13 protein-coding genes are annotated in these 17840 nt (G+C 39.1%); 8 read left to right on the plus strand and 5 right to left on the minus strand.

The window, feature by feature from the left end; translation table 11 throughout:
* Positions 1 to 175 precede the first annotated feature (175 nt).
* Together WAE64_RS04090 and WAE64_RS04095 are read left to right on the plus strand one after the other, a co-directional pair.
* On the plus strand, positions 176 to 2632 hold the full coding sequence (locus WAE64_RS04090; RefSeq protein ID WP_340234894.1) for a TonB-dependent receptor: 2457 nt from the start codon (positions 176 to 178) through the stop codon (positions 2630 to 2632).
* A 100-nt stretch (positions 2633 to 2732) separates the two neighbouring features.
* The gene (locus WAE64_RS04095; protein ID WP_340234896.1) at positions 2733 to 3119 is read left to right on the plus strand and encodes a DoxX family protein; all 387 of its coding nucleotides are present in this window, start codon (positions 2733 to 2735) and stop codon (positions 3117 to 3119) included.
* A 95-nt stretch (positions 3120 to 3214) separates the two neighbouring features.
* Here the strand turns inward: WAE64_RS04095 and WAE64_RS04100 are convergent, their stop codons facing one another.
* Complete coding sequence (locus tag WAE64_RS04100; protein WP_340234902.1) at positions 3215 to 4297, minus strand: aminotransferase class V-fold PLP-dependent enzyme; 1083 nt, start codon at positions 4295 to 4297, stop codon at positions 3215 to 3217.
* Positions 4298 to 4402: 105 nt separating this feature from the next.
* Positions 4403 to 5632, minus strand: a complete 1230-nt coding sequence (locus tag WAE64_RS04105) for a M16 family metallopeptidase (protein ID WP_340234906.1) — start codon at positions 5630 to 5632, stop codon at positions 4403 to 4405.
* A 97-nt stretch (positions 5633 to 5729) separates the two neighbouring features.
* Between WAE64_RS04105 and WAE64_RS04110 the strand changes: the two genes are divergently transcribed.
* On the plus strand, positions 5730 to 6857 hold the full coding sequence (locus tag WAE64_RS04110; protein WP_340234908.1) for a glycosyltransferase family 4 protein: 1128 nt from the start codon (positions 5730 to 5732) through the stop codon (positions 6855 to 6857).
* 90 nt (positions 6858 to 6947) lie between these two features.
* Here the strand turns inward: WAE64_RS04110 and WAE64_RS04115 are convergent, their stop codons facing one another.
* The gene (locus WAE64_RS04115) at positions 6948 to 7934 is read right to left on the minus strand and encodes a ribonucleotide-diphosphate reductase subunit beta (protein ID WP_340234910.1); all 987 of its coding nucleotides are present in this window, start codon (positions 7932 to 7934) and stop codon (positions 6948 to 6950) included.
* 263 nt (positions 7935 to 8197) lie between these two features.
* On the opposite strand from WAE64_RS04115, the gene WAE64_RS04120 reads away from it, so the two are divergent.
* The 5 genes from WAE64_RS04120 (at position 8198) to WAE64_RS04140 (ending at position 12300) form a co-directional block, all read left to right on the plus strand.
* Positions 8198 to 9346, plus strand: a complete 1149-nt coding sequence (locus WAE64_RS04120) for a serine hydrolase domain-containing protein (protein WP_340234912.1) — start codon at positions 8198 to 8200, stop codon at positions 9344 to 9346.
* A 118-nt stretch (positions 9347 to 9464) separates the two neighbouring features.
* Positions 9465 to 10277: a M48 family metalloprotease gene (locus WAE64_RS04125; protein WP_340234914.1), complete on the plus strand. Its 813-nt coding sequence runs from the start codon at positions 9465 to 9467 to the stop codon at positions 10275 to 10277.
* A gap of 167 nt (positions 10278 to 10444) precedes the next feature.
* Entirely contained in the window at positions 10445 to 10972 is a 528-nt protein-coding gene (locus WAE64_RS04130) for a CvpA family protein (RefSeq protein ID WP_340234916.1), read from the plus strand.
* A 267-nt stretch (positions 10973 to 11239) separates the two neighbouring features.
* Positions 11240 to 11710 carry a YbjN domain-containing protein gene (locus tag WAE64_RS04135; protein ID WP_340234918.1) on the plus strand — a complete coding sequence of 157 codons (471 nt, stop codon included), beginning with the start codon at positions 11240 to 11242 and terminating at the stop codon, positions 11708 to 11710.
* 107 nt (positions 11711 to 11817) lie between these two features.
* The gene (locus tag WAE64_RS04140) at positions 11818 to 12300 is read left to right on the plus strand and encodes a hypothetical protein (RefSeq protein ID WP_340234919.1); all 483 of its coding nucleotides are present in this window, start codon (positions 11818 to 11820) and stop codon (positions 12298 to 12300) included.
* Positions 12301 to 12484: 184 nt separating this feature from the next.
* Here the strand turns inward: WAE64_RS04140 and WAE64_RS04145 are convergent, their stop codons facing one another.
* Together WAE64_RS04145 and WAE64_RS04150 are read right to left on the minus strand one after the other, a co-directional pair.
* Positions 12485 to 14080, minus strand: a complete 1596-nt coding sequence (locus tag WAE64_RS04145) for a SusD/RagB family nutrient-binding outer membrane lipoprotein (protein WP_340234920.1) — start codon at positions 14078 to 14080, stop codon at positions 12485 to 12487.
* A gap of 18 nt (positions 14081 to 14098) precedes the next feature.
* Positions 14099 to 17491, minus strand: a complete 3393-nt coding sequence (locus tag WAE64_RS04150) for a SusC/RagA family TonB-linked outer membrane protein (protein ID WP_340234921.1) — start codon at positions 17489 to 17491, stop codon at positions 14099 to 14101.
* Positions 17492 to 17840: the final 349 nt, after the last annotated feature.

Here is a 17840-nt window from a genome sequence, read left to right on the forward strand (position 1 = left end):
AGTTATTGGCAGTTATCTCTAATGAATTATTCAAACGCCTTTGCAGAGGTAGGTGTTAAATCTTCCTTATTTAAAATAATTCTAAATAAGCTTCGACTTTATCGCTTTTCATCCTTACCTTTGCGCTTCGTTAATAACCTTTGTACAACAAACACATAACCTACCATCCACTTTTATGCAATTAAAAACTATTCTCAGATATACATTTTTCTTCATTTGTTTTATTGTGTGTCGGCAAGTTACTCAGGCGCAAAACCAGCCTGTGGGTAAGTATCAGATTAAGGGCATTATCGCCGATTCGCTTGATAAAAAGCCTGTAGAGTTTGTAACTGTCAATCTGCTTGATGTATCAACCACCAAAAGCGCAGGCGCTACCTATACCAACGATAAAGGCTTTTTTGAGCTAGGCCTCAACAAAAAAGGAGATTATAAATTAGAGTTGATACTGGTCGGTTATCATCCGAAAACAATCTCTGTTACAATTGATGACCAAGCCCCTGTTATAAATATTCCGCTTATTGTGCTTACGTCTAATGTGCAACAATTGGCCGATGTGGTTGTAGTAGGTACAAGACAATTGGTAGAACAAAAATCAGGAATGTTGGTCTACCATGCTGAAAGAGATGTAACCAACCTTGGCGGAACCGCTGCCGATGTATTACGTAAAACACCAGTATTGAAAGTTGATGCCGATGGTAACGTAAGTATGCGTGGGAGCAGCAATCTGAAAATATTAATCAATGGCAAATACTCTGGCCAGATGGCACGTAGCCCTGCCGATGCCCTGAATATGATTCCGGCCGATATGATTAAGTCGGTTGAGGTTATCACGAGCCCGTCGTCTCGTTATGATGCCGAAGGCGCAGCAGGTGTTATTAACATCATTACCAAAAAAGGTACCGATAGCCTCAATGGAGCACTTGAAATAGTAGCCTCTAACTGGGAGCAGGCATTTAACCCACGCCTGGCTTTTTCGAAAGGTAAGTGGAATGTTAATTTCTTTGCCCATGCACACCGCTTGCAGCAAAAAAGAGAGACAAATTTGTTGCGGTCGTCTTTTACAGATAATGGCGAACCTTATCAATTGCAGCAGCAGGCATTTATGAACAACGTAATGCCTCATGGTATGTCAGAGATTTCGGTCGATTATCAGGCTGACTCTAGTACGCTTATCAGTTTATCGGCTACAGGTTGGTTGGGTAATTGGCCTTCTGATAGAAGACAAAACAATACAACTTTGCAGTCGGGGGCTGTTGTACAGCAGTTTGAACAACAGACAATTACTAACAATGCTGCAAATCAGGGCTATTTTTTAAGTCTTGGGTATTCGAAAAAATTCAGAAGAGTGGGGCAGGAGCTATTTGTAATTGCCTTGTATGAAGATAACCTAAAAGACGATTTTGACTATGATACATGGCACCGAAACACCGAAGGCGTAATATTGTACCGTGAGCAGAACAACAACCACATGCGTTCGAAAGAATCGACACTTCAGATAGATTATACACATCCTATTTCAAAAGATGGTAAAAATCAGCTTGAAATAGGAGCAAAAGCTATATTAAGAGATGTGTCGAGCGACTATACCACACTGGCAAGTGCCGATAATCAACCATCGGTTTTAGTGCCTGTTAGCAGTAGAACCAATGTTTTTGATTACGGACAAGATATTTTTGCCGGATACGTGCAAACAAAGTTTAACTTACCCAATAAATGGTTTTTGCAGGTAGGTGTAAGGCTGGAAGAAACATTGATTGAAGGCCGTTTCAAAACGCAGTTTCAACCATTCAAAAACAACTTCCGTAATTTTGTGCCTAGCGCAACACTTACCAAAACCCTTAACGAAGCCAATAGCTTCAACCTAAGATATACACAACGTATTTCTCGCCCATCAATTATCGATTTGAATCCAAATATAGATGCCCGTGATTCACGTAACCTTGAATCGGGGAATCCTGATTTAAGACCGGAGGCTTCGCATCAGGTTGAACTATCACACACTTTATCTACCGAAGCAGGTTTCTTCTTCAATACTTCATTATATGGTAAGCAAACCAATAATTCGATAGAAAACATTATACAGGTAAACAGCGAAGGGGTATCATTGTCGACCAAGCAAAACCTTGCCTCTAATCACCAGTATGGTGTTAACCTGTCTACATCTTTCAGCTTAACAAAGGGAATTGTACTTGAAAGTAATGCCCGACTAGGTTATATGGACTTTAAAAGTCAGGCACTTAACATTGAACGCAAAGGCTGGGGAGGTGGAATAAATGTTAATACTACCTTTAAACTAAGAAATAATTATACCCTACAAGCCTTTGGTGATTATGATTCACAAGCTGTAACCTTACAAGGCCACGAAACTGACTGGTTTTATTATAGTTTTGCTTTGAAGAAAGAATGGCCAAAGAGCAAAATTACGGCGGGTCTTTCAACAGTCAACCCTTTCAGTAATACAATGAGCCGTAGCCGTGTGATTGTTGCCTCAGGTTTCACGTCTGACAACGTTACCCGTTATTATAACCGTGCTGTGAAACTAACCTTAGTGTGGAAATTCGGTGGACAAGGTAAGCAAGTCAACCGCAAGTCAGCATCAAATGATGATTTGAAGAGTAGTAGCGAGAGATAAACCCTAAAAGATATTGTTTATGGCAGGCATACAACAGCTTAATACAACTTGTTGTACGCCTGTTTTTTATTATATTTGGTAAAACCTAAACAGCCTCTCAATGAAACTCAACAGTACTTTCCTCTTGCGTATAACAGTAGTAGTTATACTGTTTATGCACAGTATTCCGGGGATATTTAATAATGGTATCAACGATTTTGGGAATTTGTATCTTAATCAGGTAGGATTTGCGCCTGTTGGGCTTGTGTTAGCCTGGGCTATTAAGATTTCTCATATAGCGGCTGCCATTTGTTTCCTGTTCGAAAAATACGTGAAATGGGCTGGTATTGTTACAATAATTATTCTGATTGCCGGCATCTTCATGGTTCACCTGAAAGATGGCTGGTTTGTAGTAGGAGGGGGCAGAAACGGAGTAGAATTTAATGTACTGCTGATAGTGGTGATACTGACAATTATGTATCCGAATGGGTTGAAGAAATTAGTCTGAACTTTGATTTACCTGATTGATTTGATTAAAGTGATTCAGTATACAAGTCAGGTAAATCACTAAATCAGGTAAATCAAAGTTCGAGACAAGTATTATTACTCCAAATTTTTCAACTCCTTCAATAAAATATCTATTTGCTCAGGCGTATTTGAAGGGAAGTTTGAGATTCTGATTTGAGAATCTTTGTTTGGGCCGTAACCTGCACCCAAAATCATATTTTTCTCTTTTAGCGCATCAATAATAACTTTTGATGGCTTGGTAGTATTGGCCACTATTACAGTTCTTGAACGGTGCTCAGGATTTGCAACAGCTATGCTACAAAGGCTGCTACTTTCAAGATACTTATATATTTTACGGGCTTTTTCGTCGGTCTCTTTTCTTATGTTTTCAATACCTGTTTTGTTCATGTCTTCGGCTACTTTGCCTAAGAGATAAATACCAAGTACGTTTGGCGTTGCAGGTGTTTCAAAGGTCTCAAAGTTTTTCCAGAGTGTAGGCAATGTATGATGTGCACCTATATGCAAGCCATCTTGTTTTGCCAGTTTTTTGGCTTTATCAAGACACTTCTCATTGGCAATCCATACCCCCAAACCTGCAGGCAAACCAAAAGCCTTTTGTACTGAAAAGAAAGCCGTATCTATTAAATCTAAATCAAGTTCTGGAATAGGAGCCGACGAAACCATATCAACTGCCACGAATTTTTTCTGGTTGCTGCGTTTTAGTTTATGAATATCAGCCTCACGCATTTGTACACCACTACTGGTTTCGTTTTGGGTTGTACAAATTAACTCAGCATATTCGGGTACTTCTACTTCGGCATAGCTAAAGCCTTCGCCAATAGGTTTTTCTTGCTTATGGGCAAACTTATTGAGGCTTCCGGCATATTTATAGAATTTTTCAGAGAAAGAACCATTTACCAGGTGGAAACTTTCGTGTTCTACCATATTAAGTAAAATACGTTCCCATACTTCAGAGGCTGACCCTGTGAAGAAAATTCCCGAAGTTTCAGGAATCCGCATCAACGTTCGAAGGTTTTCGGCACAATGTTGGTAAATTTTTCTGAATTGTCCGCTTCTATGTGAAATAGAGCCTATTTGTTCATCAACAGCTTGTTTAAGAAATTCCTCAAATTTGGGATATAATTCAGCTGGACCGGCAGTAAAATATATATTCTTCATCGCACCAAGGGTTTCAAGAGAAATCAAAAATAAAAAAAGTCCATGAAAGGCTCACCCCGCTTAAAGTAAATGCTTTAAAAAGTCTAATTCTTTCTTGGTATGTTTTTATTCGGGTATAAAAGTAAGGTAGCTCAACTGGTTTTCGTCAAACATTTCCTGTGTAATGTTTTGCAGTTCGTCGGCTTCTATCTTCTTTATTTCAGTAAATATACTTTCTAATGACTCTACACGGCCTACATCTAATATACTCTTGGCCATCATGAGCATATAGCTCTGGTTGCTTTCTTCAGCCATAGCCAATTGGCCCATCAATTGTTCCTTAGCCGTGTGCAATTGCAGTTTGCCCAGCGGTTTATCTTTCAACAATTGCATTTCTTTCACAATAAGTGCATTGGCTTTGTCGAGATTGGCCTTATCGGTAGCAAAGTAAATACCCAGAAAACCAGTGTCAACATAGGGCGAGTAAGTGGCATCAATGCTATAAACTAAACCATATTTTTCTCGCAGAGTCATATTGAGGCGTGAGTTCATGCCCGGGCCACCAAACAGATTAACCAACATAAAGAATGGCAAACGACGCTCGTCTTTAAGAGCATAAGCTGGGCGACCAATGGCACAATGCGCTTGCGTGATGGTTTTGGTAATACTTACCCTTTGGGGTAAATAGCTTTGCGGAGGCGTACGTTTTACGTCGGTTTTGCGTGCCGGGATATCTTTCAAATACTTTTCGGCTATATGAATGGCACGCTTAAACGGAATATTACCAACAATAGAAAACACGATTTTTTCGGTATCCATGTTTTCGGTGATAAACTCCTGTAAACTATTACGTGTAAAAGATTTTACGCTTTCTTGCGTGCCTAGAATATTAGCCCCTAATTGGTGATTAGCAAACAGAATAGTGTCGAAATCGTCTTGAATAGCATCTTCTGGTGCATCCTGATACATCGACATCTCCTCAAGAATCACACCTCTTTCTTTTTCAATCTGGTTTTCAGGGAAAATAGAATGAAAGGTAATATCAGCCAGTAATTCAACCGATTTTTCGAAATGATTGTCTAAAACTGATGCGTAAAAACAGATTTTCTCTTTGGTAGTATAGGCGTTTAATTCGCCACCTACTGATTCTAATCTATTAATTATATGATAAGATTTACGCTTTTTTGTACCTTTGAAAGCCATGTGTTCCCAGAAGTGGGCTAAACCTACCTGATCAGGTTTTTCATCACGGCTACCCATGTCGAGCATTAGTCCGCAGTGCACTATTTGTGTATAAGGCACCTGACGGTGCGCAATGCGAATGCCATTGGGTAATGTATAAATTTGATATTCCATAAAACCCCTTGTAGGGAAAAAATATTGAATGTGTAAATGGGGCTTATAAAACAGAATCCCCAATATTTATTTACAAAATTAATGAAAAGATAGTTCAATGAGAATAGGTTTTGATGCAAAGCGGGCTTTTAATAATTACACAGGTTTGGGTAATTATAGCAGATATATCATAGAGGCTTTGTTAGAATATGCCCCTGAGCATCAGTATTTTGCTTATACTCCTAAACTAAAAGGTAATTGGTATTCTTCACTGGCCGATTTTCCGAGCAAATTACAGGTGCAATTACCTGTGGCTTATGCCCAACTACCTGCTGCTTTGTGGCGAAGCTGGTTTATAGCTAAAGATTTGCAACATGATAAAATTGATGTATTTCATGGCCTAAGCAACGAGATACCTTATGGCTTAAAAAAAGCAGGTGTAAAATCAGTAGTAAGTATTCATGATTTGATATTCTTACGATACCCCGAGCAGTATCCGACACTTGACCGTTTTTTTTATGAACGTAAGTTTAAATATGCCTGCCATAATGCCGATGCCATAGTGGCCGTAAGCGAACAAACCAAACGAGATATTATAGATTTTTATGGTACACCTGCCGAGAGAATCCATGTGATTTATCAGGGCTGTCAACCTTTTTTTTGCCAGCGAATAGCCGATACAACAGTAATTGATCAGGTAAAGCAAAAATATAACATTCGCAGACCTTATATTTTGTGTGTTGCTTCTTTTACCGAACGGAAAAATCAGTTGAGGTTAATCAAAGCTTTTCAGCAATTAGCTACAAAAGACCATGATTTGGTATTGGTTGGTGGAAAATCTAAATATTTAGAGGAACTTAAAAGTTATGTAGTGCAAGCTGGTATTCAGAATCAGGTTTATTTTCTGAGTGGTGTGCCTGCCGAAGATTTACCAGCCTTATATCAGGGAAGTTCGCTGTTTGTGTATCCTTCTTTGTTTGAAGGTTTCGGTATCCCTATTATAGAGGCGCTCCATAGTGGTGTGCCTGTGGTGGCAGCAACAGGCTCTTGTCTGGAAGAAGCCGGAGGCGGAGGTGCGCTTTATGCCAATCCGCTGGATGTAGCCGATTTGGCTGACAAAATTCAACAGGTATTAAGCAACGAAGCCTTGCAAAACAAACTTGTTAATAAAGGGCAGGAACACGTGAAACAATTTGCCGCCAAACCTATTGCTGAGCAATTGACACAAGTTTACCAGAGCCTTTGAGTGATTTTGAAATGGATAGAAATAAAATAGGGACAAAATATCTTTTGCCCCTATTAATTACCAAACTACTGTAACAAAATATTTTGTGTCTTAAAATTCTTCATCAAGCGAGAAAGACATTTGCTCTTTCTGAGACATAACGCCGGCTTTTTGGTATTCGCCTACACGTTTTTCGAAGAAATTGGTTTTACCTTGTAGTGAAATCATATCCATAAAATCGAAAGGATTGGTAGCATTGTATATTTTCTGTACCCCTAACGATTCCAAAAGGTGATCGGCCACAAACTCAATGTATTGACACATTAGTTCGGCATTCATACCAATCAACGAAACAGGTAATGCATCAGTTACGAACTCTTTTTCGATTTCTACTGCATCCTTCACTAAATCGTAGATTTTCTGAGGGTCGTACTTGTTCTGAATATATTGCGTATATAGCAAGCAGGCAAAGTCACGGTGTAAGCCTTCATCGCGAGAAATCAACTCATTAGAGAAGGTAAGGCCCGGCATTAAACCACGTTTTTTCAACCAGAATATTGAGCAGAACGAACCTGAGAAGAAAATACCTTCTACAACGGCAAACGCTAACAGGCGGTCAATAAAGTTTCCGTTATCAATCCAACGCAAAGCCCAATCGGCTTTTTTCTTCACACACGGAATATGATCTATGGCGTTAAGCATTTTATCACGCTCAACAGGGTCTTTGATATAAGAATCAATCAGAAGCGAGTACGTTTCTGAGTGAATGTTTTCCATCATAATCTGGAAACCATAGAAACATTTTGCTTCGGCAAATTGTACACGAGAAATAAAATTGACTGCTAAGTTTTCATTAACGATACCATCAGAAGCAGCAAAAAACGCCAATACATGCGAAATAAAATGACGCTCACCATCGCTCAGGCTCTCCCAGTCTTTCAAATCCGGTGATAGGTCTATTTCTTCGGCTGTCCAGAAAGAAGCCTCGTGTTTTTTATAAAATTGCCATATATCATCGTGCTTGATAGGAAAAAGCACAAATCTTGTTTTATCCTCAATAAGCAGGGGTTCTACCGCTAATAATTGCTCGTCAGTCATACTTTTATATTTTTGGTTTATTCAATCGTTTTCATGAACGTTAATCAAACTTACTTATTTTAACAGCAGTTTCCAATAATTGGTTTTATAATTTTTCTGAATATTCTCTAAATTACTGATAATCAACCAAAATTTTTTGAAATAAATTTTCCACACCAAAACCTTGTTCAATTCAGTAGAATTAACGTAAATTTCAAGACCCTAATGTACACACTATAAGCACATTTTAAGTGCAAATTTCAAATCTCTAAGCTATATAGTATATGTTAAAAAAAACTGCTGTTGCCATTGCGGCAATCATTATTCTATTATTCGGTCTCTTGTTTCTGGCGCCTTTTGAGCATATCCGCAATTATCTTTCGTGGGGTAAACATAGTATTTTCGATTTCAGAACACATCCTACACGTGTAGTAGAAAACGGAGATGCACCACAGCCTTGGCCGCTCGACTCGGCTTATAATCAATTGCAGATTCCTGATTCTTTACTGGCTCAGATTGATTCTAACAATACACACGCTTTTCTGGTGATTCAGAATGGGAAATTGCTCTACGAACGCTACTGGGATGATTATAAAAAAGATAGTATCAGTGGGTCTTTTTCGGCTGCCAAGAGTATTATATCTATGCTGGTAGGCATTGGTGTGGGCGAAGGCAAAATAAAGTCTGTTGATGAACCCGTGGGTAATTATGTGCCGCATTTTAAAGAAGGCGATTTAGCAAAGGTTCGTATCAAAGATTTACTAACTATGAGTTCCGGCAGTAACTACAAAGAATCTGACCAGAGTTATCTGGGCTTGTCAGCAAAAATGTATTATGCCGATGACCTCGAATACGTAGTTGATTTAATGGAGCCTAAAGAAGCACCGGGCCTTAGTTGGGAGTATAGAAGTGGCGATACACAGGTGCTAGGGTTTGTTGTGGAAAAAGCATTCGGCAAAAATATTTCTACATTGGTTTCAGAGTATTTTATGAAACCAATGGGGGCTGAACGTGATGCGCTGTGGTTATTAGACGGTGAACGAAAACATGAAAAGGCTTTTTGTTGTTTTAACGGTATTTCACGTGATTATGCACGTTTTGGTGAATTGATGCTGACCGATGGTAACTGGAAAGGTAAGCAAATAGTGCCTGAACAGTATATGAAAGAGGCTTTGAAACCAGCCACTTACCTGAAAGACCCAACAGAAGGAGGAAAGGCCGTAGATTATTATGGGTATCAGTTCTGGATTCTGAATCATAGAGGAATGGCAATTCCTAGTATGAATGGGCTATTTGGGCAATATGTGTTTGCCATCAAAGAAAAAAATGCCATTGTGGTACGTTTGGGAGAAACTAAGGTAGTGAAGCCTATCCATCATTTTCAGCCAGAAAACTTTACTTATATAGATGCAGCGTTATCTATATTAAAGTAGTGGTCAAAGAGAGAGTAACTCGGTAAAGGATTGATAGATTTTTGATAAATTCTGTTACTTTATCAAAACAATTGCTTCTAATTTTAGTATAAACAGATTATTATAAATACAAAAACCTATGAGATCATCAGGATTTAAACTCAGGCTTGTTATTGGGGTTATAATGGCTATTGTAGCTTTGATTGGCTATTATGGCAAAAATCAGGTAAACCCATTTACAGGCGAAGAACAACACATTGCTTTAACACCTGAGCAGGAGGTAGCTATAGGTTTGCAAAGTGCGCCACAAATGGCACAAGAATACGGCGGGCTTTACTCTGACAACGAAGTACAACAAGAGGTAAAAGCTGTTGGCTATAAGATTGTGAGCCAATTGGAAAAAGAAGCCAAAGAAAAAGGCATTCAAATACCTTATCAGTTTGATTTTCATGTACTGGCCGACGACCAGACCGTGAATGCTTTTGCATTGCCAGGTGGGCAGATGTTTATTACGGTAGGTTTACTGAAACGCCTGAAAAGCGAAGACCAACTGGCAGGGGTACTCGGGCACGAAGTAGGCCATGTAGTACACAGGCACTCGGCACAGCAAATGGCCAAGTCAGATTTTTATCAGGGGCTTGTAGGTGCTGTGGCTACCGCTACTACCGACCCGAATTCGGGCATGGGTGCTGGGCAGATAGCGCAATATGTAGCACAGATTCAGCAAATGAAATTTGGCCGTGAAGACGAACTACAATCTGATGATTTTGGCGTAAAATATATGATTGAAGCAGGTTATAACCCCAATGCCATGATTGAAGTAATGAAGATACTGGAAGAAGCAAGCGGTGGTGCCCGCCAGGAAGAGTTTATGAGTACGCACCCAAGCCCTGAAAACCGTATTGCAAAAATAAAAGAGCACATTGCTAAATATGGCGGTGGTAAATATTAAGAAATTAAATATCAGAGTGCACTTAACCAAAGGGGTAGTTTTGAAAAAGACTCCCCTTTTTTATATTTTTTTGCCTTTAAAAAGGTATATATTTGTAAGTAATATAGGATTGGAAAGAAATATTTCCGGGAATTTTACGTATTAATCCTGATAATCCTGTTTGATATATGAACGTGCTTGACTTAGTTATTATCGTTATTCTTTTTTATGGTGCCTATCAGGGCTATAACAAAGGGCTGTTTATTGAAATCATAGGCGTAGTGGCCTTTATTGTAGCTATTGTGGTTGGCTTTAAGTTTCTGGGCTATGGCATGAATATGCTGGCACCTACTATTGGCGAGAGCTTGGCTAATCGTTTTCTGCCTTATCTGAGTTTTTCAATCATATTTTTTCCTACTATTTTCTTAATTAATAAACTAGGCTGGATGATGCGACGGGCATTAAGATTCACTATCTTAGGCACAATTGATGGCTTTGCAGGGGCTATGGTAGGCGTGTTTACATGGGTGTTTGGCATCAGTACTTTCTTGTGGCTGATGAGTGCTATTGATATATTTTTACCAAAAGACCTTACGAAAGATTCTATTACGTATGCTACTGTTACTAAAGTTGCGCCTACGGTTATTTCTAAGGTTTCAGACTGGATTCCGACCGGAGGAAATATCATCAGACAATTAACAGAACAGAATAAATAGGGTTATAGATATGTCAGGCACTATTGAATGTAGAATGTACTACCTATAATGGAGCAGTGCTTCTTTGTGCCGATTATCAGATATAGTTTTGTACTGTTGAACACATTAGCAAAGCAGGTGGTTTAGGGGGCGGCTCGGCTGTGGGCACCGAAAACATTACCACATAAAATTTTAAACATTTATAAGACCTGGCTGGTTATTTTACCGAATCAACGATTACAAAGATTTAAACATACTCTTAACACAAAACAATACTTAACTGTAGTTATGGATAACTCTGAAAATATTTCTGAAAATGCTTTTGATGTTCATTATAACCGTGTGTCGGAAATGATTCACTGTTATGCTGAATCGGTGGGGCTTAGTCGTGAGGAGGTATATAATGCCGACAAAAATAACTGGCAATGGAAAAACGGTTCGGCTAATATTGAAGTGCTGATTCAGAAGTTAAACTTTGCCAACGGCACGCGTCGTGATTTTCTAAGGGTTTTTTGTCCGATAATGGATATCCCTCTTACTAACCCGATGGCGTTCTATCGCCGATTGCTTGAATTAAACGATATTAAGTTAGGTATTAAGTTTACGCTAGTGCCTAATTCGCCTAAGGTATGGGCAAGTTTTGAAAGAGACATAAAAGGTATTGATTATAACGAATTATCGACATTTATTTCTGACTTTGAGTACTGGGCCGATAAGCTGGACGATGAACTAAAAGCAGAATTCCCGATTTTAAATTAACGCTTGTTTATTTATATTGCCAAAAGCCATCAGATGTTTTCTGATGGCTTTTTTTGTTTTTGGCTTAAACTAATTTTTCTAAGTTTGTGAATATAAATAATATAAAAATGAGTCAGAGCGATGATATTGATTTAATGCTCACACTTAATCCTGATGGATGGAGCACTTGTATATTATTAATAAACGGACGTATAATAGAAACCTTTATAACTCATGTTTTTGGAGACCCATATTATGATCTTATCCGTGCAATAATAGATTTGCTAAAAGGGCAAGAGACCGTTACTCTTTTTTGGTTTTCAGAACCCGGCGGAGAAAAAATTGAAATTACCAGACATAAGACACAACAACATAAAGTTAATGTAACTATAAATGGATTTTCGGAAAGCTGGAGTAAAAGCCCTAAAGAGTTACATTTAATAGTAGCCTTTGAAATTCAATTTAAGCAACTTATTAGTCTTTTCTATTTTCAATTAAAAAAGACATCTTTATTAATGCAGGAAAAAGACTTTGCCAAAGCAAGAGATTATTTTCCCTATAAAGACTTTTATGAGCTTGAAAGCCTAATCAAGGAATATTTGAATGTATAAGAAACTTTGTAAAGTACAAAATCAATATTTAATACATTGTAATACTCCAATCAATAAATTGTTCATTACTCCCAACAAGAAAAAAGCCCTCAAGAGAGGGCCTTTTCTGGAAAAACTATGATGAAACAATTCTACTTAATATTTTTACTATATTAGTTCAAATATAATGGTTTCTTTTCTGAAATTATTGCGTTATCCACAATTTTGTTGAATTTACATTCGCTCCACCGGTTGCTGTTTTAAAGTTATCACCGTTGTAGTTGATTTCATTATCAGGGTAGATAAAACGATTAAAACCACCAAAGTTTCCTGTATAATATTGTGTATTTGATGTAGACATTGGCGTTTTGTTACCAGTTCTTCTTTTCAAAGTCCATGCATCAAATGGTTGTCTGAATTGGTCAATCCACAACTGAGCATAGATTTGGTTTAGCGCAGTAGCTGGGTCTGCCGAGTAAGCTACTTTTGCGTTAGTCAACAAGGTGTTTAGTTCGGCTTGAGTTGCAGTAGCAGAAGCCGGTTTGCCGACTACCCAAACAGGTGAGCTAACAGCAATACCTTTCCACATATTTACTGATGCTTTGATACCCGCTTCGTATTCAGCTTTAGCGCTGGCAGCATTAGCGGCTACACCCATACCTCTGTTATATACCTCAGCTTTAATGAAGTGTACTTGTGCCGCTGTTAAGATTAACTCAGGAATAGAAGTTAAATCTTGTGCGAAATAAAGGTTAACAGGCGAGAAAAGGTTGCTTGCACCTTTGTCGCTCCATGCTGTATAGCGTTTTCTGTCGTATGGCAAACCACCTTCTGTTGGGGTAACACCCGATACAGGGTTTTGTGGGTATGCTGCCCATTCTCCGGCATTGTTTGGCTCGTAGAAAATTTTAACACGTGGGTCAAAAATACCGCTACCGTCTTTATTATCGTTTGCCGACATCAGGTTCCACATAGTAGAGCCTAATCTTAAGTAACAGTTTGCATTAAACGACCACTCACGCCATTGTAACGAAAGGTTCAATGGTGTAGGCCAGATACCAACGTTATCAGCATCAGTCAACAATGGTTTGCTCATTGCTTCTGTAATGTGCGCAGTTGCCAATGTTTTGTCTTTGTCATATATCGTAGCAGCGATATATAAACGAAGGCTGTTAGCAAATTTAGTCCACATAGCCACATCACCTTTGAAAAGTGTTTCGTAGTTACCTAACGAAACCTGCGATGCATCTACTTTCAGGTTATCAACTGCCCATTTAAGGTTAGTCAATATATCGGTGTATATCTCTTGTTGCGTATTGTATTTCGCTTTATACACACCTGTACCTTTCGTAGCTGCTAAAGCTGCATAACCAGCTTCTTTATAAGGCATTGCACCAAAGTAGTTGGTAGCTTTGAAGCTCTTATAAGCCATGATGGTTTTCAACATAGCCGATACGTTGTTCATTGAGCTTGGGTTTTCACTTTTTTCAATGCGGTCTTCTATAATACGTGCGTTAGCTAGCGTATAGTAGTAGTTGTCCCAAACGGCATCTCTGGCGTTATCGAACGGATAAGAACCCGATGTAATAGCCGCCTGTTGGGTAATAGGGTATATCCAGGCATTCATTACCGATTGCTCTCCGGCTGTTAGTGGCAACGAGCTCACCACTGCATTGAACATTTCAGGGGTAGAAGCGCTATTAGGTTTATCCCAAGGCGCATTGATTTCTTCAAAATCATTCTTACATGATGCTGTCGCAATCAGTAAGGCAACGATAGATATTTTTGATAGATATTTCATGATTCTGTGTTAAATAGATTATAGCCTTGCTTTTAATGAAAAACCTAAATCACGCGTACCCGGATATTGCGACCATTGGAAACCTTGTGCGTTACCAATACCGTTGATAGCCTCTGGGTTCATTCTGTCAGGCAAGGTTGTGAATAAATAGAACAGGTTACGACCAACAAACGAGATGTCTAATCCTTGTAAGAATCCGGTACGTTTTACGATAGCCGACGGAACAGAGTAAGTAAGGTTAACCTCACGTAGTTTTGCCCATGAGTTTTCGAAAACCAAGTTGCTTCTAGGCATTTTGATGTTCGACCAGCCCATATACTGACCTGCATATTTATACATATAATGTACTACATCTGTGTTTTTAGTACCATCGCCAAATACACCTTCTAAAATCACACCGTGGTTAGCTGTGCTACCATCTGGGTAAGTATAAGGTAATCCACCACCGTTTCTTTCAAGCAATGTGCTTGGCGACAAACCGTGTCCCATAGAAGCACCGTAGTCAGCAGAATAAATATCACCACCGATTTTAAAGTCGGTCATTACATACAAGCTGAAGTTTTTGTAACGGAAGTTGTTGCTCAAACCACCCGTTAATTTCGGCGTAGTGTTACCAATAGCTACAGGGTCGGCAGTGGTTACGTATTGTGTACCTACTACAGCACCAGTAGTTTTATCTAATACTTTTTGTACAACTTTTTGTCCGTTAAGGTAAGTGTAGTCATAACCATAGATAGTACCATAGTTTTCACCTGCTCTTACATACATCAAGCCACCGTTTGTTCCCCAAAGGTCACCTAATGGGTAACGATCGATACCTTCAGCTAATGAAATAACTTTGTTTTGGTTGTGCGCACCGTTCAAAGCTAAGTCCCATTTGAATGAACCTGAGCTGATAGGAGTAGCTCTGATAATAAACTCGAAACCTTTGTTAGCAAGCTCTCCGGTGTTGAATGTAACCGCAGTTGCACCCGACGAAGTAGCCAACGAAGAACTTAAAATCTGGCTGGTTGCTCTTGTTTGGTAGTAAGTCAACTCCATGCTTAATTTACCTGCCAAGAAACCTAACTCAGTACCAATTTCAAACGACTTGTTACGTTGTGGTTGCAACAAAGCAGCCGGAGGCAAAGTAGTTTGTAAGCTACGCACTGGTAAACCACCGAATGAAGTAGCAGCAGTACCGTTGATAGTATTGGTAATGGTAGATGTATTGTAAGTATATTGCGTCAAGTACGGGTTAGTACCATTTGCACTTTCTGCCAACGACAATTTCAATTTACCATAGCTTAGGAAGTTCTGGTTTTTGAATGCATCAATAGCCTCAGTGAATACAAAGCTTAAGCTTCCTGATGGGAAGAAGTAAGAAGAAGTAGCAATTGGTAAAGTAGACGACCAGTCGTTTCTTCCTGTTAATTGCAAGTATAAATAGTTGTTATACGAGATGTCGAAGATACCAAACAATGAGTTCAGGTTTAAATCGTAACGAGTTTCACCAGTCGTGATTTTGGTTTTATCAAGGTTGTTGTTCAAGTAGTATTTGAACGGAACGTCGAAGTTACCAGCATTCCAAGTGTTTACACCGTGGCTTCTGCTACGCAATGCCGAGTTACCAATCAATAAACTAGTATTGAATTTAGAACCAAACAAACCATCTTTATGCAAAGTTGTAAATGCTTCAAAGTTCAAATCCTGGTTAGCAATGTTTTCAACACCGTATGCACCCTGAATACCCGCTACATCTACTGGCGTATTTTTGCTTTCGATACTAGTAGTAGAGTTGTTGATAGAGGCACGTCCTGCAAGGTTCAACCAAGGAGTAATATCAGCCGATAAACGTAATGAACCTAACAATTGGTTACGTGACAAACGTTGGTTGTTTTCGTAGAATTTCCAGAACATATCCTTAAACGCATTGTTGTTGTAAGGATAGTATTTGAATGGAGACGATTGGTCGAAAAGGTTTTTGCTTCCATCAGCGTTTTTGTAAGTATCTAACTCTAACGGAATATAATCGCGCGACATACCGTGAATCATGAAGTTAGCCCAACCATTATCGTTAGCCGACTCAGGCGTGTTCAAACGGTTGTAGTTAGTATAACTTGTATTGATTTCAGCTTTTACTTTTTTCGAGATATTTAACGACGAGCCTAAGTTTACGTTAGTTTGGTCGTAGTTACTGTTAGGTACAATCGCTTTGTTGTCTAATCTGGTTAAACCAACACGTAGCGTACCGTAGTCGCCACCACCGCTGAACGATAGGTTGTGCGTATTTGTCATACCAGTTCTGAAATACGCTTTTCTGTTATCTGGTTGTGCTTCCCATTTACGTTTTGTGCCATCCCACCAGATTAACTCTGTGCCATCTAGTTTATGTCCCCAAGAAGAAGCAGGGCCATACCAGCTGAAAATATCCCATGATGAATAACCACCCGGAATCGGGCCACCACTGCGGTAATTGTTGTTTACATCTTGTGCATCCCAAGGATAATTACCTGGGTAACGAAGCTCGCCAGAAGCAGTAGTAGGGAATGGTTGCGTAGCCGACCAAAGTGCAGAAGCTGCACCATAACCGTACTCATTTTGCATATCCATGTAGCGGTAAGCAGTAGTTGATAAAGACGAGAAGTTATAGTCTAAACCGAAACCTTCTCTTTTTCCACCTTTTTTGCTTGTAATCATGATAACCCCATTGGCACCACGTGCACCATAAAGTGCAGCTGCGTTAGCACCTTTCAAAACCGTAATGTCTTCAACCTCATCACTATTCACAAAGTTCAGGAACGAACCCCAGTCTTTAGGGCTGGTTAGGTCACCGCTTTTACCTTGTGTACCGCCTACAGGGTCATTTTGTACCTGAATACCATCAATAACGATTAGCGGTTGGTTGCTTCCTAAGATACTGTTGTTACCTCTGATAACGATTCTTTGTGAGCTACCTTGTACACCATTTGGTGTTGAGATATTCAAACCGGCTGATTTACCCATCAAACCCGAAGCGATATCAGGCGGAGCGGCTTGTACTAATTCTTTTGAAGCGATTTTCTGAGCAGAATAACCGATTGATTTTGACTCTCTTTTGATACCAAGAGCGGTTACTACAACCTCGTTTAATTGTTGAGCGTCTTCTACTAATTCAACATCAACAATCGAGCGGCCATTTATGTTAACATTTTGAGTTGTAAAACCAATAAACGAAACAACAACTGTGCTGTTTAGGTTAGGTACGCTCAAAGAGTATTTCCCTTCAGGGTCTGTTATGGTTCCGTTGGCTGTACCTTTTACAGTTACCGAAACACCAGGTAGGGGTTCTCCGCCATTTGAAGTCACCTTACCTGTAATCGTTTGAGCTAATACTGGCAGGCTAAAGCCCATCAATAATACCAGCACCAACTTTGGTAAAAAATTTCTCATATAATTTGACTTGGGTTAAAAATGATTGCTTTAAAAATTCTGGTGGTTTTCTCGGCTAAGCCCTTTTATAGTATATATAAACCTAAGAAAACCCATGAAAGCCGCTTCTATAAAACTATCATACAGAAGCTTAAAATAATTGATAATACGAATTACCTACTATATACTTTGCTTCAATAGTAGGGTGAGACTTTAATGTGATTTTAGCTATATTTTGACGATTTTAGGTTAAACATTCTTATTGATATTAATAACATACGCCTCTTTTACTCATAAATAAGAATAAAGAGTTTAGGGCAAATAAAGACTGTTAGTTGTGAGTGGATTTAGGAATGCGGATTAAAAGCTG

It is taken from the genome of Emticicia soli (genome assembly GCF_037860775.1).
Taxonomy (GTDB): Bacteria; Bacteroidota; Bacteroidia; order Cytophagales; family Spirosomataceae; genus Emticicia; species Emticicia soli.

Coding starts and splice junctions, on each gene's coding strand:
- WAE64_RS04105 (WP_340234906.1), bottom strand. CDS start 5,632: ATGGAATATCAAATTTATACATTACCCAATGGCATTCGCATTGCGCAC.
- WAE64_RS04090 (WP_340234894.1), top strand. CDS start 176: ATGCAATTAAAAACTATTCTCAGATATACATTTTTCTTCATTTGTTTT.
- WAE64_RS04145 (WP_340234920.1), bottom strand. CDS start 14,080: ATGAAATATCTATCAAAAATATCTATCGTTGCCTTACTGATTGCGACA.
- WAE64_RS04125 (WP_340234914.1), top strand. CDS start 9,465: ATGAGATCATCAGGATTTAAACTCAGGCTTGTTATTGGGGTTATAATG.
- WAE64_RS04150 (WP_340234921.1), bottom strand. CDS start 17,491: ATGAGAAATTTTTTACCAAAGTTGGTGCTGGTATTATTGATGGGCTTT.
- WAE64_RS04130 (WP_340234916.1), top strand. CDS start 10,445: ATGAACGTGCTTGACTTAGTTATTATCGTTATTCTTTTTTATGGTGCC.
- WAE64_RS04140 (WP_340234919.1), top strand. CDS start 11,818: ATGAGTCAGAGCGATGATATTGATTTAATGCTCACACTTAATCCTGAT.
- WAE64_RS04135 (WP_340234918.1), top strand. CDS start 11,240: ATGGATAACTCTGAAAATATTTCTGAAAATGCTTTTGATGTTCATTAT.
- WAE64_RS04095 (WP_340234896.1), top strand. CDS start 2,733: ATGAAACTCAACAGTACTTTCCTCTTGCGTATAACAGTAGTAGTTATA.
- WAE64_RS04100 (WP_340234902.1), bottom strand. CDS start 4,297: ATGAAGAATATATATTTTACTGCCGGTCCAGCTGAATTATATCCCAAA.
- WAE64_RS04115 (WP_340234910.1), bottom strand. CDS start 7,934: ATGACTGACGAGCAATTATTAGCGGTAGAACCCCTGCTTATTGAGGAT.
- WAE64_RS04120 (WP_340234912.1), top strand. CDS start 8,198: ATGTTAAAAAAAACTGCTGTTGCCATTGCGGCAATCATTATTCTATTA.
- WAE64_RS04110 (WP_340234908.1), top strand. CDS start 5,730: ATGAGAATAGGTTTTGATGCAAAGCGGGCTTTTAATAATTACACAGGT.